Genomic DNA, 15,587 nt, shown 5'->3' on the forward strand with positions numbered 1-15,587 from the left:
TTTTCCAATTTATGATTGCACATTGATTATTTCAGCAATTTGCCGACACGTCCGACTGCGTTTCCTGCGGCTGCACCCGCCACGCTGCCCGCCATGCTTCCGGCTCGTCCCGCCATCTGGTTCACGTTGCGACCGTAACCGCCCATGCCTCCGGCTTGGATAATCCAGCCCGCAACGGTGGGAATGGTAAAGTAGCCGATGATGCCGATGCAGAGGAATACGATATACACCCCGTCGCTCGAATCCAGCGAGAAGTTCGGGTCTGCCTGCATCCGCTCGATGTCGTTTTGCAGCATCAGAACCTGTATCTTCGCCAGTATGGTGCTGAACATGTCCGATACCGGTAGCCACAGATAGACCTGTATATAGCGGCATATCCACTGCGTGAGCGTGTTTTGGAAACCGTCCCATACCGACAGGGCGAAGGCTATCGGACCGAGAATCGCCAGCACCACGAGAAAGAAGGTGCGGACGGTGTCTATCACGAGGGCGGCGGCTTGGAACAGCAGTTCGAGTATCTCGCGGAAGAAGTCGCGGATGCTCTTCTTCATGTTGTACATTCCCCGGTCGATATACATTCCCGCCATCGTCACCATGTCGGAGGGCGACCAGCCGAGTTCCTCCAGTTGCTTGTCAAATTCCTCGTTGGACACGAGGTAGGCGGTTTCGGGGTTGCGTACCATCGCCTCGTATTCCAGTTTGTCCTTCTGCTCCCGGTATCGGTTCATGTCCAGCGTTTCCGCCTCCAGCATCTTTGCCGTGCCCTGTACGACGGGTGAGAGGATGCTGTTTATCGTGCCCAGCACCACAGTCGGGAAGAACATGATGCACAGACCGATGGCAAAAGGACGGAGCATCGGGAATACGTCTATCGGTTCAGCTCTCGCCAGCGACTGCCATACCCGGTAGGCGACGTAGAACAGCGCACCCAGCCCGGCGATGCCTTTCGCCACACCAGCCATGTCCCCACACAGCGGCATCATCTGCTCATAAAGTGAACGTAAAATCTGATGAAGGTTGTCGAACTTCATAGGCTACCAGTATCTTTCGTTCATGTTCCCGTACAGCCCCATGATGCGGTCGAGGTCGTTCTTCTTTTTCGCACGCAGGTAACTCACGGAGATGTTCTTGTTCGTGTAGTAGCTCACGAGGTTGCGGTAACGCTTCATCTTCGAGTGGCAGCGTTCCACCACGTCCATGCGCTCCTTGTCGGTCATGGAGAGCGTGGTGATGTTCACCACGTTCCTGAGTTCCGTCAACACTTCGTTGCTTTCCTCCAGCAGTTTCGTGTAGCCGAAAGCGATTGCGGAAAGCTCTTCGGGTCTGAAATTCCCGTCACGGAGCATCCGTTGGAAACTGTTCACATAGATGTCTGTGATGTCGCCCACCATCAGGATGGTCTGCTGCACCTTGCGGGCGTCCTTGACCAGATTGTTCACCGATTTGAGGGCATCGTAATACTTCTTGCCCTGCTGATAGATTTTCACCGTCTCCTGAAAGTTGCTCACCATGTTCGTGGCGGTCTTGGAGGTATGGATGATGTTTTTGGAGGCATTGATGATGCCCTGCGCTAGATTGCCCGGATCGCTTACGACCCACTGTGCGCTTGCCCTGCCCGCGAAAAGCAGGCACAGGCAGATAATCATTGTTATTCTTGTTCTCATGTTACTTTGGATTTTAGTGGTTGTTATTCTTCGGTCGGATGTCCCGGCTGCGGCTTCACCCGCACATAGTCCCCGTTTGGCGAGAAAGTCAGCACATCCGTGGCCTCGTTGTAGGACACGTCGATGCGGAAGCCGGTGTTCATGAACAGGTTGCCGTTCTCCTCCTGCAAGAGATAGGTTTCCGGCTTGAGCTTGCGGCGCAGACCGCTACGACGGAACACCGTCACTTTGTAGGCTTCGCCCTCCTTGTAGATAAGCACGTCAGGTTTTCCCTCCACGCTCTCCCAGTTCCCGCACAGCATGTCGCGGCGGTTGTCGGCCACGTCGCAGGATTGCAGCATCATGACCGCCAATCCGATAAGGCACTTGCTGACTTGCAGCATTTTCACTTTTGGTAAATTCATACGCGTTTTTCTTTTTTGGTTGATACATTCTGTTTTTTAGTTATTCCTTGTTTCTCCGCCTTTCGGCAAGCTGCCGGATGGCGGCTTCGATGTCGTCGCCCAGCTTCTCCGCCAGACGGTAAACCTCCACTTTTTCCGTTTCCTCGGTGGTGTACGCCAGATACTCTTCCGCGCTGACCTCCGTGGCATAGACCGCCGACTGCGTGCCGCCCAAGCCTATCCACACCTCCTTGTAGAGCCGTGAAGGGTTGTTCGCCATGTTGATGGAGAGTATCTGCGACTTCTCCTTTTCCGTCAGTCCGAGCAACGCCTGTATCTGGTCGAACTTGTTCATATATTTCCTTTGGTCAAGCAGGATTTTACAATCCGAGTTGTTGATAATGCTCTCTTTGACCACCGGAGAACTGATAATGTCGTCCACCTCCTGCGTCACCACGATTGCCTCGCCGTAATATTTTCTGACCGTCTTATACATATAGCGCAGATATTCAGCCATGTTCGCCGATGAGAGGGCCTTCCAAGCCTCTTCCACGATAAGCTGTTTCCGCACGCCTTTCAGCCGCCGCATCTTGTTGATGAAGGCTTCCATGATGATGATGGTCACGACGGGGAACAGTTCGCGGTTTTCTTTAATCGAATCTATCTCGAAGACGATGAACCGCTTGCCGAGCAGGTCGATGTTCTCCGTGGAGTTGAGCAGGAAATCGTAACGCCCGCCCCGGTAATACTGCCGCATGGTGGTGAGCATGTTGTCGATGTTGAAGTCGGACTTCTCCACCTTGATGTCACGCTGTGCCAGTTCCTTGCGGTAGTCGTCACGCATATACTCGTAGAAGGTGTTGAACGACGGCACGATGCTACGGTCGGATTGGATGCGCTCAATATAGGCACTCACGGCACTGCCCAGCTCGCCGCTCTCCGTCTTTGTCACCTTGTCGTCCTCCGACTTCCAGAGCGTCAGCAACAGGGTCTTGATGCTGTCCTTCTTCTCCACGTCGAAGATGTAATCGTCGGTGTAGAACGGGTTGAAGCTGATGGGCTTATCTTCCGTGTAGGTGAAATACACACCGTCCGCTCCGCCTGTCTTGCGTCGGATCATGCCGCACAAGCCCTGATAGGAGTTTCCCGTGTCCACCAATACCACATGTGCGCCTTGCTCATAATATTGGCGCACGAGGTGGTTCATGAAGAAAGACTTGCCGCTGCCCGAAGGACCCAGCACGAACTTGTTGCGGTTGGTCGTGATACCTCGCTTCATGGGCAGGTCGGAGATGTCAAGGTGCAGCGGTTTTCCCGTGAGCCTGTCCACCATCTTGATGCCGAAGGGCGAGAGCGAGCTGCGGTAGTTGGTTTCCTCTGTGAACAGGCACACCGCCTGTTCGATGAAGGTGTGGAAACTCTCTTCCGCCGGGAAGTCCGCCGCATTGCCGGGTATCGCCGCCCAGTAGAGTGTCGGGCAGTCGATGGTGTTGTGGCGCGGCACGCATTCCATGCTTGCCAACTGGCTGCCCACGTCGTTCTTGATATGCTTCAGTTCCTCCGCATCGTCGCTCCACGCCATGACGTTGAAGTGTGCCCGTACCGAGGTCAGTCCGTAGGAATGGGCTTCGTTCAGGTATTGGTCTATCCACTCGCGGTTGATGCTGTTGCTCCTTGAATAGCGAGATAGCGACTGCATGTTACGGGCGGACTTCTCGAACTTCTGCAAGGTTTCCTCACTGTTGTCTATCAGCACATACTGGTTGTAGATATGGTTGCAGGAGAGCAGAAGCCCCACCGGGGAGGCGAATGACAGTCGGCAGTCACTCCGGTCGGTGGAGAGCTTCTCGTAACGGGTGTCGGTAGCCACCTTGCCCGGCAGGTCTTCCGCGTCGGAGAGGGTGTGCAGACACAGGCGGTTGTCGCCGATGCGCATCTCCCTTGCCGAAAGCTCGATGTCCTGCAAGGTGGTGTCACCTTCCGGCATGAGCGAGAAGTAGCGTTCAATAAGTCCCGTCTTTCCCTCAGTACCCACAATCTCATCGGTGGAGAGGCGGCGCAGCCTGACAAGCCCGCTGTCGTTCATGATGCGCTCGAACTGTTCGCAGGCTTCCAAGAACTTGGTCGTGGTTTCCCTGTCCAGCTCCTTCGGGATGATATGTCCCCGGCACAGCGTGCTGAAATTGCTCTGCATCCGGTTACGCTCCTTTGTTGTCTTGGTCAGGTAGAGGTAGCAGGTGTGTTTCAGGTACGGACGCTCGTTGAAGTGACGCTCGAAAGAGCGGCTTAAAAAGCTCATGTCGTCCTTCTGAAGCTCCGGTTTGTAGCGTTCCTTGATGAACCAGTCCTGTTTGTGGACGACGGAGTAGTCCGGCAGCACCTTGATAGCCTTGCACCAGCAACTGTGTATCGCCTCGTACTCCGCACCCGTCACGGTGTAAAGTTCCGGTAGTTCCACCTCGAAAGCCACCGTGATGTCGGCGTCCTTTGAGATGATGCAGCCATGCTCCACCGCTAAAAGTGGGAACCTGTTTTCCAGTGTTGTCATTTTCGATGTATTCCTCATTGTCTTTCTTCCTTTCGTTGTCGTTTGAACAGACGGGTTATCCGCCGCCGGTTGATAAGGTATCGGGGATGGCTCCGTGCCGCTCCTAATTTCATCAGCCCGTGTTCACCGTACCGGGCGTTCAGCGCGAAGGTCTGCCATACAAGGAGGGAGGACGATGCCGCGCCGAAGCCGATACATATCCACTGGTCGATACCGACCATGTAGAGGATGACGAACAGGACGAAGAGAGCCAGCAGACCTCCGCAGAAGATGAAGAGGTACTGTGCCTTCAAGCCCTTGAACTCTACCGGACGGCCGATACCCTTGTTGATTGGGTATTCAGCCATACATTATTTATTAAAGGAAGAATGAGCGCAGGATGGTGGCGGCAACAATCAGGAAGATGCACGCGCCGAACCACGAGGCGGCTGTCTTGCTGGTGTCGGGGTCGCCCGATGAAAACTTGCCGTACACTTTTACGCCCCCGATAAGCCCGACGACTGCACCGATGGCGTATATCAGTTTAGTTCCGGGGTCGAAATAAGAACTCACCATAGAGGTGGCTTCGTTGATGCCCGCGATGCCGTTTCCCTGCGCGAAAGCGGAGGCGGTTGCGGCGATGACAAGTGCCGCGGAGAGGATTGCTTTTCTGTTTTTCAAGATGTTCTTGTTCATAAACTGTTCTTGTTTTTTGCCGTCAAAAGGGTGGATGGTCCTTTGTCGGGCGGTTGATACTTTGTTTCTTTACTTTGGTTTTAGTGGATGCCCGTTTGTTTCCACGGACGTGGGCGTGTCCGTTGCGGATGGGGATGCGCCTTGCGTTTCCTCGCCGCGTGGGTTGATGTCATTCTTTCATGTTCATTTCTTTTATTGTTGTCATACATAGTTGCGAATGTCGAACTCCTCGATGTTGTCCGGCACGACGAACTCCTTTTCAGATTTCTTCAGCCGAATCTCGATAAGCCCCTTGATGCGGATGCCTATCTCCGAAGAGCCTTCCATCATTTTCTCGTACAACTCCGTGCCCTCCATGTCGGTGAACACCTTAGCCGCCTTTTCACGTTCCGCCTGTGTCGCGTCCGGGTTTTTGGCGGTCTTGCAGGCGTCGTCAATCTCGTCAAAGCTGCTGCCCGAAGCCCGTGGCGTGTCCGAGGCGTCCTCTTCCGGTTCGTCGTCCCCGTATCCCAGTTCCTCCGGCGGTATGCTCGTGAAGGTCTCATCGAGTTTTTCCTCCGGGACTTGTGCCGGGCGGGATGCGTTTCCCGTTTTTCCGTCGTCAAAAGTAGCCTCTTCCTCCGACAGCTCAATGCCTTTTTCAATAGTGGCGGCTTCTTGCGTCGGTATGGCAGCGGTTGTCCGGGTGGATGCCATCCTGAAACGGCTCTTGCCGATGATGTCCGCCTTTTCCGCAGGGACTTCCTCGTGTGCCGCTATGCGTTTAGCCTCATTCCCGTCCAGTGACCGCCATAATCCGACAATGCCCTTGAAGAAGCGGACAATCCGCGTGTCCATGATGCGCTCGTAAAGGAGCAGGAACAGGAACCAGAGGTTGCAGCCGACCGATACCGCCAGCAGAATGTCTGTCATGCTGATTGTGTAATTCATATCCTTCCGTTTTTGGTTAGAATACTGAATTGTAATTTCGGGCATAAAGGCTCTTTATCGCATCTTCGCACTGGTTGAAGTGGTGCGTCAGCACATGGTCGATGTAAGCGGACAGCGTAAGCCGGTCATGCCCGATTACACGGGTGATACGCATGATACGCTCGTGGTACTCCGGGCGCACATACGCCATCTTCCCCTCACGTGCCTTTACTTCCGGGTCGCGGATGAACAGGCGTTCATAGTCCTTCTCACTGCATTTGCCGCTTACCGGGACAGGCGACAGTATTTCCACACTCGCCTGCACTTGGGTAAACATACCTCCGCAGTCTTGCTGTGGTCTTTTTTCATTCGGTGTCATTTCTTTTTCCATTTTCAAATCAGATCTTCACGTTGTTTCTTGTACAGTTCGTTGATTCTCTCCTTGTGCTGTTCCAGATGCTGGCGCAGCACGGTATCCACATATCCGCCTACTGAGATTTCCCCTCCGGCGATGTCGTTCACGATTCTGAGGATCTTGCCGTGGACGTCACGGCTGATATAGACACATTGGCGGGTCTTTATCTCGTTGCGGCGCAGGAATAGCTCGTTGTAGTCCTCGTCCTGCCTTTTCCGGCGTCCACTTTCCCTCTGCGCTTTTTCCCGTGTTACGGGTTGCACAGGAGATGGTTCCGGTGCGGCGGTGTCCTCTTCGGTCGGTGCAGCTGCGGGTACTTCCTGTGCGGGGCGCAGTGTCCCGTCCTGTGTGCGCCGCCCGATGGAGGCTAACAGCAGTTCCTCGTCGATGCCTTCCGTGTTCACTTTCCTGCTGCCCATGCTCACTGCGGTCTGATGATGTCGCTTATCTCTTCGGAAAACTCCCGGATGCCACTCCCTTTCAGCAGTGCCGTGTCCATCGGGAAGATGGTGGAGCGGAAAACGCTCTTGCGCTCTTCCGAAAGGTCACGGCGGAACTTCTTGCTGTCGGGCAAGCGGGTGGAAAGTACCGGAAAGCCCATTTCGGCTATCACTTCCTCGTAGATGCCGTACAAGTCGTTCCTCTCCCTGCCGTCCACCATCGTCCAGAACAGATGCAGCCCCTTTGTTTTCGCCTGTCCGGTAGTCATCAGCCTGTCGCGGAACATCGTGACGAATTTCAGGGTACTCTCCACGACAAAGCGGTCGGCACTCAGCGGAGTGAAAATGTAGTCCATCTGCGAGAGCGTCTTTATCACGCCGTTGCTTCGGAGTGTGCCGGGCATGTCGAAGAACACCACGTCGGGTTTCACGTCCTCAGTGGCAATCATCCTCTCGGCATCGTCGAGGGCGTTCACCGCATTGCTTTTGACGATGGTGTAGGCGTTCTTTTTGATCCGGCGGAAATGGTCGCAAGCGAGAGCCTTGAAGTAGGTGCTGCTGTCGATAAGCCCCATTTCGTGTTCGCGCAGCCCGTGGATGCTGTGCTGCGGGTCGTCGCAGTCCACGACGGCGACATTGTAGCCTTTCACGTTGTGCAGGTAGCTGGCGGCAAGTGCCGTGACAGTGGATTTGCCGATGCCACCTTTCTGTGTTGCGAATGCAACGAAGATTTCCTTACTCATAGTTCCATTTATTTTAATTGTTGATGATTTGTTTTTCTGTTTCCATACGGATTTGGCTGTCGCACCATCCGCTTCCGTGACTACACACGCAGGCGGGTCGTCGCGTATCCGGTTCTGTGGTGAAGCGGTGCGTCGGACAAATGGTGATTGACGACATTGCGTCATGAAGTCATTGAATCCATACGTCACCGAATTGTCGGAGAACCGGGTTTCCGACGGTTCGGGTATCCGTTTCGGCAAGTATCCGAAGAAGCGGATTTCCGGGTATTTGAATGTTCCGTTTATCATATCTTCAAATCGTTCGTTTCTTGAATCATGCTGCAAATAAACAAGTATATTTTGGAACCTGTATCACTTCTCCGGCAAGTGGCGGCACGTTGCGCCGGTTGGCAGTCATTGACCGGGTCAAGCATCTGTCCGATACCGCTTTAAGGGCGTAACTTTGCACCCGGACAGCAGGGTTCGCCGATGACGCGCGGCCCGGAGTCCTGAAAGGTATTTTCCCAATCCGTCCCCTGACGGATTTTTATGTTCACCTGAACATAGCAAGATGTCTTTTCAGCCGCTCAAAATATTTTGAGCAGCCACGAAAAGCACTTGCCCTTGCAGGGGGCGGGCTTTCCCTCCGAAGTCGGGAAGCCTTTCAGAACTGCGGTGCTGTAATCCGAAGCGGCGGCTTATGCCGTCAATCCGCTAAATCCAAAGTAATATGAAAGAGAAAAGGAAAAGCAAATCAGGGAGAAATCCCAAACTTGATCCGGCGGTGTACCGGTACACCGTCCGTTTCAACGAGGAGGAACACAACCGTTTCCTCGCCATGTTCGGAAAATCGGGTGTCTATGCACGGTCTGTTTTCCTCAAAGCGCACTTCTTCGGGCAACCGTTCAAGGTGCTGAAGGTGGACAAGACGTTGGTGGACTATTACACCAAACTGTCGGATTTTCATGCACAATTCCGTGCCGTGGGTACGAATTACAACCAAGTCGTGAAGGAACTGAGGCTGCATTTTTCAGAGAAAAAGGCGATGGCGTTGCTCTACAAATTAGAGCAACACACCGTCGAACTCGTGAAACTGAGCCGCCGGATTGTGGAACTTTCAAGGGAAATGGAGGCAAAATGGTCGCAAAAATCAGTGTAGGAAGTTCGTTGTACGGCGCGATTGCCTACAACGGGGAGAAGATTAACGAGGCGCAGGGGCGGCTTCTCACCACCAACCGCATCTACAATGACGGTTCGGGAACGGTGGACATAGGCAAGGCGATGGAGGGTTTTCTCACCTTCCTGCCACCGCAGATGAAGATCGAGAAGCCGGTGGTGCATATCTCTCTCAACCCGCACCCGGAGGATGTGCTGACCGATATTGAGTTGCAGAATATCGCCCGCGAGTATCTGGAAAAACTCGGTTTCGGAAACCAGCCTTATCTTGTATTCAAGCACGAGGACATCGACCGCCACCACCTGCACATCGTGACGGTCAACGTGGACGAGAACGGGAAAAGGCTCAACCGGGATTTTCTCTACCGCCGCAGCGACCGTATCCGCAGGGAACTGGAACAGAAGTACGGATTGCATCCGGCAGAACGTAAAAATCAGAGATTGGATAATCCGTTGCGCAAGGTGGCCGCATCGGCAGGTGATGTGAAGAAGCAGGTAGGCAACACCGTGAAGGCTCTGAATGGGCAGTACCGTTTCCAGACGATGGGCGAATACCGTGCGCTCCTTTCCTTATATAATATGACGGTGGAGGAAGCGAGGGGCAACGTGCGCGGACGGGAGTATCACGGGCTGGTCTATTCCGTCACGGACGACAAGGGTAACAAGGTGGGCAACCCGTTCAAATCCTCGCTTTTCGGGAAGTCCGCAGGCTATGAAGCCGTACAGAAGAAGTTTGTCCGTTCCAAATCGGAAATCAAGGATAGGAAACTGGCAGACATGACGAAACGCACCGTCCTTTCCGTGCTGCAAGGCACTTATGACAAGGACAAATTTGTATCCCAACTCAAAGAGAAGGGCATCGACACCGTACTGCGCTACACAGAGGAAGGGCGCATCTATGGGGCTACCTTCATCGACCACCGCACGGGATGCGTGCTGAACGGTTCGCGCATGGGTAAGGAGCTTTCGGCGAATGCCTTGCAGGAACACTTCACCCTGCCATACGCCGGACAACCGCCGATACCGCTATCCATCCCTGTGGATGCTGCGGACAAGGCACACGGGCAGACCGCCTACGACAGTGAAGATATATCGGGCGGTATGGGCTTGCTCACTCCCGAAGGTCCGGCGGTAGATGCCGAGGAAGAGGCTTTCATCCGGGCGATGAAGCGCAAAAAGAAGAAAAAACGCAAGGGCTTGGGTATGTAATCAGAGTATCAACAATTAAAAAATCAATGTATGTCACAACAAGAAGACGATTTGAGGGCATTGGCGAAAATCATGGATTTTCTGCGTGCCGTGAGTATCATTTTAGTGGTCATGAACGTGTACTGGTTCTGCTACGAAGCCATCCGGCTGTGGGGCGTGAACATCGGCGTGGTGGACAAAATCCTTCTGAACTTCGACCGCACGGCGGGGCTGTTCCATTCCATTCTCTACACGAAGCTGTTTTCCGTCCTTTTGCTTGCCTTGTCCTGTCTGGGTACGAAGGGTGTCAAGGGTGAGAAAATCACTTGGGGGAGAATCTGGACAGCATTTGCCGTCGGGTTCGTGCTGTTTTTCCTGAACTGGTGGTTGCTGCCCCTGCCGCTGCCGCTTGAAGCGGTGACGGGACTGTATGTCCTTACCATTGGAACGGGCTATGTCTGCCTGTTGATGGGTGGTCTGTGGATGAGCCGCCTGTTGAAACACAATTTGATGGAGGATGTTTTCAACAACGAGAACGAGAGTTTCATGCAGGAAACGAGGCTTATCGAAAGCGAGTATTCGGTCAATCTGCCGACACGTTTCTATTACAGGAAACGCTGGAACAACGGTTGGATCAATGTAGTTAATCCCTTCCGTGCGTCCATCGTGTTGGGTACGCCGGGCAGCGGCAAGTCCTATGCCGTGGTAAACAATTTTATCAAGCAACAGATTGAAAAGGGCTTTAGTCAATACATCTACGATTTCAAGTATCCCGACCTATCTACTATTGCCTACAACCATTTGCTGAACCACCCGGACGGCTACAAGGTAAAGCCGAAGTTCTATGTGATCAACTTCGACGACCCGCGACGCTCTCATCGGTGCAATCCCATTCACCCGGATTTTATGGAAGATATTACGGATGCCTATGAGAGTGCCTACACAATAATGCTCAACCTCAATAAAACGTGGGTGCAAAAGCAGGGCGACTTCTTCGTGGAGTCACCTATCATTCTGTTTGCCAGTATTATCTGGTATCTCAAAATCTATCAGAACGGGAAGTTTTGCACGTTTCCCCATGCTATCGAGTTTCTGAACCGCCGTTACGAGGATATATTTCCGATACTGACCTCTTATCCGGAGCTGGAGAACTACCTTTCGCCGTTCATGGATGCGTGGCTTGGAGGGGCTGCGGAGCAGCTCATGGGTCAGATAGCGTCGGCAAAAATCCCGCTTTCGAGGATGATTTCACCGCAGCTCTACTGGGTGATGTCAGACAGCGAGTTTACGCTGGACATCAACAATCCCGAAGAGCCGAAAATCCTCTGCGTGGGTAACAATCCCGACCGTCAGAATATCTACGGTGCGGCACTCGGTCTGTATAATTCCCGTATCGTGAAGCTCATCAACAAGAAGGGGATGCTGAAGTCATCGGTCATCATCGACGAGTTGCCCACAATATACTTCAAAGGGTTGGACAATCTTATAGCTACCGCCCGAAGCAACAAGGTTGCCGTGTGTCTGGGCTTTCAGGATTTCAGCCAGTTAGTGCGTGACTACGGGGACAAAGAGGCGAAAGTGGTGATGAACACTGTCGGCAATATTTTCTCCGGTCAGGTGGTGGGGGAAACAGCCAAGACGCTCTCCGAGCGGTTCGGTAAGGTGTTGCAGAAACGGCAGTCCATCTCCATCAACCGGCAGGATGTTTCCACCTCCATCAACACGCAGATGGACGCGCTCATTCCACCGAGTAAGATTTCCGGGCTTACGCAGGGAATGTTTGTCGGTTCTGTATCCGACAACTTCAACGAGCGTATCGAGCAGAAGATTTTTCATTGCGAGATTGTGGTGGATGCCGAAAAGGTGAAACGGGAAGAAAGTGCCTACAAGAAAATTCCCGTCATTACAAACTTCACGGACGAGGACGGCAACGACCGCATGAAGGAAACGGTGCAGGCGAACTACCGGCGCATCAAGGAAGAGGTGAAGCAGATTGTGCAGGAGGAACTGGAGCGTATCAAAAACGATCCGGTGCTGTGTAAACTGCTACCAGATAATGAGACTGTCTAACAAGTCCCCAAAATTGAAAATTATCCCTATCGAAGTTTGAAGTGACCCCCAAAAGTTGGATACAATTTTTTTGGGGGGCACTTCAGTTCTGACGGGTAAAATCGTAAAATTCGGACTTGTTAGACAAATACTTACGCGGTTTCAACCTCAGGTACTGAATCTATCGAATTGACAAATTTAACCAATTGCGGATCTGAATCTTTTTGTATGAGGTTTCGGAGACTCTTTTTCAATTCATAAGCATCATCCCCTGCTGTATTTATTAAATCCATATAAAAATCTTTGTTTTGCAGAATCAATGAACGGCATGCCCCATCGGAAATTACAGGTTTCACTATTTTATCAATAACGTCTCCAGCTTGACTTTTCAAATTACCATGCGATCTAAGCCATGTTTCGAAAAATTGAAACTTTATTGCATTGATAGTCTTTTTACCGATGCAGAAATCATTTCTTATATCGGTAACTGTCGATTTAATTTTTCGTTTATCCAATCTTTCAACTATATTCTTGAAACAATTAGGGAAAGGATTCAAACTTTGAGTTCCAGAAGCAATATCCATCAGAATCTTTTTGCCAAATTCAGTCAAGTTATCTGGCAAGGATTTGATTTTAGCCAGTAAATGTTTTATTGCGACAAACCAATAATATGATGTATGTGCTGTTCTTTGGGCGTATAATGTATCAACACTTATTTCAGACAACGCTTCGAACGCTATTTTATTGATATGATCGGTCAGGACATTGCTTATTTTAGTGGTCAAATCGTAAAAAGATGCGTCAGGAATTACATCTTTAATATTGTTCTTAGTGATATACTTATCCAAATCGGTATTCCACTCTGCTAAATGCTCGATAAATACCTCATCCGTTACACCTATTCTGTTCTTAATATCTTCAAATTGGGGCAATATGTCTGAGAGCAATAATTTATAGCCAAGTTTATGATTTACCATGTATTGTAGTGTTTCATTTAATAGCGGTATATTCCATCCCACACTATTTACTAATAAGTCTCCATGATCCACATAATAGTCCATGAGTTCTGCAACATATTTTATATCTCCACCCTCTATTAAGGAAACGGAATGACCATGTGCCAATTGCATGGCGACTAAATCGTAATATCCAGACTCTTTAATGTTTCGGCCATCAGTTTCTAATTCAGAATGCAACTGATTTATGTAGGTTGAATCTAACGTTACAGGTAAAGGTCTTTCTTCGTCAGATGCCAATAAACGATAGGTTGTAAATATAGCCCCTATATTATCTTTATTTACATTCTGTTCATCAATGCAATTCGTGATCGCTTGCAAAAGCGTTGGAAACGTATAGGTAGAATTATCTTTTAACGTTTTTACAATATCTGCATGGTCGAAATTATCGGGTAGTAAGTTTGCCAAATAATTATCGAGCGCCTCCGAATTTGTTGCTACTTGATAATATTTATATGCTTTAGTTGTCGCGTTATCCCGATAGGCAGCATCTGTTGCATTTGCAGCTTGAATATAATCGATAAATGTATTTGGCTTGACTGTTTTTGCTTCAATCAATGACGTAAAATCGCACGCCAACTTATTTTGCGCAATAAACCTGTCTATTGCATCTAACGTTTTGAAATAGTCGCCGCCATTGAAGTCATTGAACCGAACTATCTTCTTATATAATTGAGCAATCACATGGTTTTGGCTTTCCGTGTCTAAATGCAACAGCAGTTCTTGGTATTCGACAGGGAACACCTGCTTCTCTATGGATTCTTTTAATTTCAATTGTGCTATTCTTTGCCATACACGCAGAATAACATCGCTCTTTCGAGTTAATTTATGCAAACAATGTATAATCTTATCGATAAGCGCATTGTCCATACATTGTATAACTTCTTCTAATACAGTGTCAAATTGTTTATTAGTCTCTGCATATTGATTTATGTCGTGGTCTTCTTCTCCGTTGATGCAGCCTTCAATATATTTTTTCAATGGAATTTGTCGAGCATCTTCAACATCGACACCATATACCAAAGCTGCAATTTCGCGTTGTGTTTGCAGATCATTGTTAATTATTGTTTGAATGCCATTCAGATAGTCGCCGGACAATATTTGTTCTACTGGATTTGCCAGAATATCCGTCTTCTTCAAACAGAACAATGCTATGTTTATCATCAAAATTTCGTTACACCACTCTTGTTTAAGAGCGACCATCTCATTGATATATGATATAATTTCCCTAACATTGGCATTAGGATTTACCAATCTGAATATCCGATTTATAGTTTCTTTCGCTTCATTTTCTGTTTCTCCAAATGCTTCAACAAACAGTTTGTTGAATATACTTCGATAGTCGGTAATAACAGGAGGAGCAACACGATAAACAATAGGGAAAGTTTTATTGATAAAATACTTGGTCAGTTGTTTCGTTTGTTCGTCGGTCTCATCTCCGAATGCACAAGCTAAATGTGTTTCATCGAAAGGAATAACAGCCCAAACATTTTCAAAACCGCTATCGGCGAAGAACGTATGGATAGAAGACCATAATTCTTTTACTTTTTCAGCGGGGAGACGATCCATGTTGTCAAAAACAAGGACTAATTTACGTTGTCCTTTTTCCTTGATAAAATCAGAAATGTCTTGCATCCATGTTTTGAACTCGTAAACCGTTGGTTCGTCTTCGCTCAAAGTCTCATAGCAAACGTCCTTTTCGACTTTATCTTGATAAATAGCTAACATATAACTCCATCCATATTTATGATCTTTGCTATATGCCCATTTCCAAACGCACAATGCAATAAGAACTGGCAGTGCAGCTATGATAATAGACAATAAAGAAAACCACCATGTTGTGGGTGTAGGTTTTACTGCATACGCAATAAATGTAAATATCGGAGTTAAAACTGCAACCAAAAATGCCGCAACCATACCATTACTGATAAGGGGATATTTTTCGGTTACGGTCTCCGTTTTACGGGCTAATAAATATTTCAGCTTTTCAGACCATGATACGGTTTTCGTACCTCCACCTTTGACTTTTATTGTTGCATTTCCAGATAGGATACCATCATCAATAAGTTTGCTTGTAAGCAATTCCAATATAGAGCGGCGTTGCAAGTCCTCTTGATGTCCCCATGCGTCATACTCAAAAAAGTAATAGTCGTCTGATAATTCACGTTCCAACATTTTAACCACGTTGGATTTTCCAGATCCCCAAATACCTTCGATGCCGATAATTCGAGGTAAAGTACATTCCTCATCCAATGAATCATTCTGACAAAAATGGCGAGCAATAGTTTTTGCCAACCTTTCTTGCGAACCTCCATCGAATTTGTCAATACCACACGGTTTATTTTGGATAAACCGCGGATATTGCTGTTTGGATTGTAGTTTTGTTTCCATATACGTAATTT

General features: G+C 49.6%; 14 protein-coding genes. 3 read left to right on the forward strand and 11 right to left on the reverse strand.

The window, feature by feature from the left end:
* Positions 1–26 precede the first annotated feature (26 nt).
* From traJ to AB5903_RS12215, 10 genes are all read right to left on the reverse strand, one after another.
* Positions 27–1,031 carry a conjugative transposon protein TraJ gene (gene traJ, locus AB5903_RS12170; RefSeq protein ID WP_004291518.1) on the reverse strand — a complete coding sequence of 335 codons (1,005 nt, stop codon included), beginning with the start codon at positions 1,029–1,031 and terminating at the stop codon, positions 27–29.
* 3 nt (positions 1,032–1,034) lie between these two features.
* On the reverse strand, positions 1,035–1,664 hold the full coding sequence (locus AB5903_RS12175; protein WP_004304283.1) for a DUF4141 domain-containing protein: 630 nt from the start codon (positions 1,662–1,664) through the stop codon (positions 1,035–1,037).
* A 23-nt stretch (positions 1,665–1,687) separates the two neighbouring features.
* Complete coding sequence (locus tag AB5903_RS12180) at positions 1,688–2,068, reverse strand: DUF3876 domain-containing protein (protein ID WP_004291516.1); 381 nt, start codon at positions 2,066–2,068, stop codon at positions 1,688–1,690.
* 40 nt (positions 2,069–2,108) lie between these two features.
* Positions 2,109–4,613, reverse strand: coding sequence for a TraG family conjugative transposon ATPase (locus tag AB5903_RS12185; protein WP_004291515.1), 2,505 nt, complete (start codon positions 4,611–4,613; stop codon positions 2,109–2,111).
* On the reverse strand, positions 4,610–4,942 hold the full coding sequence (locus AB5903_RS12190; protein WP_004291514.1) for a DUF4133 domain-containing protein: 333 nt from the start codon (positions 4,940–4,942) through the stop codon (positions 4,610–4,612). Before AB5903_RS12190 ends, AB5903_RS12185 begins: the two co-directional genes overlap by 4 nt.
* A 10-nt stretch (positions 4,943–4,952) precedes the next feature.
* Positions 4,953–5,270: a DUF4134 domain-containing protein gene (locus tag AB5903_RS12195; protein ID WP_002560983.1), complete on the reverse strand. Its 318-nt coding sequence runs from the start codon at positions 5,268–5,270 to the stop codon at positions 4,953–4,955.
* A gap of 201 nt (positions 5,271–5,471) precedes the next feature.
* Positions 5,472–6,200, reverse strand: a complete 729-nt coding sequence (locus AB5903_RS12200) for a hypothetical protein (protein WP_004304280.1) — start codon at positions 6,198–6,200, stop codon at positions 5,472–5,474.
* Between the two features lie 16 nt (positions 6,201–6,216).
* The gene (locus AB5903_RS12205; protein WP_004291505.1) at positions 6,217–6,570 is read right to left on the reverse strand and encodes a DUF3408 domain-containing protein; all 354 of its coding nucleotides are present in this window, start codon (positions 6,568–6,570) and stop codon (positions 6,217–6,219) included.
* A 2-nt stretch (positions 6,571–6,572) separates the two neighbouring features.
* Positions 6,573–7,013: a DUF3408 domain-containing protein gene (locus tag AB5903_RS12210; RefSeq protein ID WP_004291503.1), complete on the reverse strand. Its 441-nt coding sequence runs from the start codon at positions 7,011–7,013 to the stop codon at positions 6,573–6,575.
* 2 nt (positions 7,014–7,015) lie between these two features.
* Positions 7,016–8,065 (reverse strand): ParA family protein, encoded by a 1,050-nt coding sequence (locus tag AB5903_RS12215; RefSeq protein WP_004291492.1) that lies wholly within the window; start codon positions 8,063–8,065, stop codon positions 7,016–7,018.
* Between the two features lie 421 nt (positions 8,066–8,486).
* Between AB5903_RS12215 and mobA the strand changes: the two genes are divergently transcribed.
* From mobA to mobC, 3 genes are read left to right on the forward strand one after another with little or no spacing between them, the layout of a single operon-like run.
* Positions 8,487–8,915, forward strand: a complete 429-nt coding sequence (mobA, locus tag AB5903_RS12220) for a conjugal transfer protein MobA (protein WP_004291488.1) — start codon at positions 8,487–8,489, stop codon at positions 8,913–8,915.
* Positions 8,894–10,141 carry a conjugal transfer protein MobB gene (gene mobB, locus AB5903_RS12225; protein ID WP_004291483.1) on the forward strand — a complete coding sequence of 416 codons (1,248 nt, stop codon included), beginning with the start codon at positions 8,894–8,896 and terminating at the stop codon, positions 10,139–10,141. Before mobA ends, mobB begins: the two co-directional genes overlap by 22 nt.
* 30 nt (positions 10,142–10,171) lie before the next feature.
* The gene (mobC, locus tag AB5903_RS12230) at positions 10,172–12,190 is read left to right on the forward strand and encodes a conjugal transfer protein MobC (protein ID WP_004291482.1); all 2,019 of its coding nucleotides are present in this window, start codon (positions 10,172–10,174) and stop codon (positions 12,188–12,190) included.
* Positions 12,191–12,321: 131 nt separating this feature from the next.
* Here the strand turns inward: mobC and AB5903_RS12235 are convergent, their stop codons facing one another.
* Complete coding sequence (locus tag AB5903_RS12235) at positions 12,322–15,576, reverse strand: P-loop NTPase fold protein (protein WP_004291481.1); 3,255 nt, start codon at positions 15,574–15,576, stop codon at positions 12,322–12,324.
* Positions 15,577–15,587: the final 11 nt, after the last annotated feature.

It is taken from the genome of Bacteroides sp. 2201st1_D9_2201SCRN_220225 (assembly GCF_040928965.1).
Lineage (GTDB): Bacteria > Bacteroidota > Bacteroidia > Bacteroidales > Bacteroidaceae > Bacteroides > Bacteroides stercoris.

Bases quoted from the DNA above. Each gene is read 5' to 3' on its own strand.
- traJ (WP_004291518.1), bottom strand. From the start codon at position 1,031: ATGAAGTTCGACAACCTTCATCAGATTTTACGTTCACTTTATGAGCAG.
- AB5903_RS12175 (WP_004304283.1), bottom strand. From the start codon at position 1,664: ATGAGAACAAGAATAACAATGATTATCTGCCTGTGCCTGCTTTTCGCG.
- AB5903_RS12180 (WP_004291516.1), bottom strand. From the start codon at position 2,068: ATGAATTTACCAAAAGTGAAAATGCTGCAAGTCAGCAAGTGCCTTATC.
- AB5903_RS12185 (WP_004291515.1), bottom strand. From the start codon at position 4,613: ATGAGGAATACATCGAAAATGACAACACTGGAAAACAGGTTCCCACTT.
- AB5903_RS12190 (WP_004291514.1), bottom strand. From the start codon at position 4,942: ATGGCTGAATACCCAATCAACAAGGGTATCGGCCGTCCGGTAGAGTTC.
- AB5903_RS12195 (WP_002560983.1), bottom strand. From the start codon at position 5,270: ATGAACAAGAACATCTTGAAAAACAGAAAAGCAATCCTCTCCGCGGCA.
- AB5903_RS12200 (WP_004304280.1), bottom strand. From the start codon at position 6,200: ATGAATTACACAATCAGCATGACAGACATTCTGCTGGCGGTATCGGTC.
- AB5903_RS12205 (WP_004291505.1), bottom strand. From the start codon at position 6,570: ATGGAAAAAGAAATGACACCGAATGAAAAAAGACCACAGCAAGACTGC.
- AB5903_RS12210 (WP_004291503.1), bottom strand. From the start codon at position 7,013: ATGGGCAGCAGGAAAGTGAACACGGAAGGCATCGACGAGGAACTGCTG.
- AB5903_RS12215 (WP_004291492.1), bottom strand. From the start codon at position 8,065: ATGATAAACGGAACATTCAAATACCCGGAAATCCGCTTCTTCGGATAC.
- mobA (WP_004291488.1), top strand. From the start codon at position 8,487: ATGAAAGAGAAAAGGAAAAGCAAATCAGGGAGAAATCCCAAACTTGAT.
- mobB (WP_004291483.1), top strand. From the start codon at position 8,894: ATGGTCGCAAAAATCAGTGTAGGAAGTTCGTTGTACGGCGCGATTGCC.
- mobC (WP_004291482.1), top strand. From the start codon at position 10,172: ATGTCACAACAAGAAGACGATTTGAGGGCATTGGCGAAAATCATGGAT.
- AB5903_RS12235 (WP_004291481.1), bottom strand. From the start codon at position 15,576: ATGGAAACAAAACTACAATCCAAACAGCAATATCCGCGGTTTATCCAA.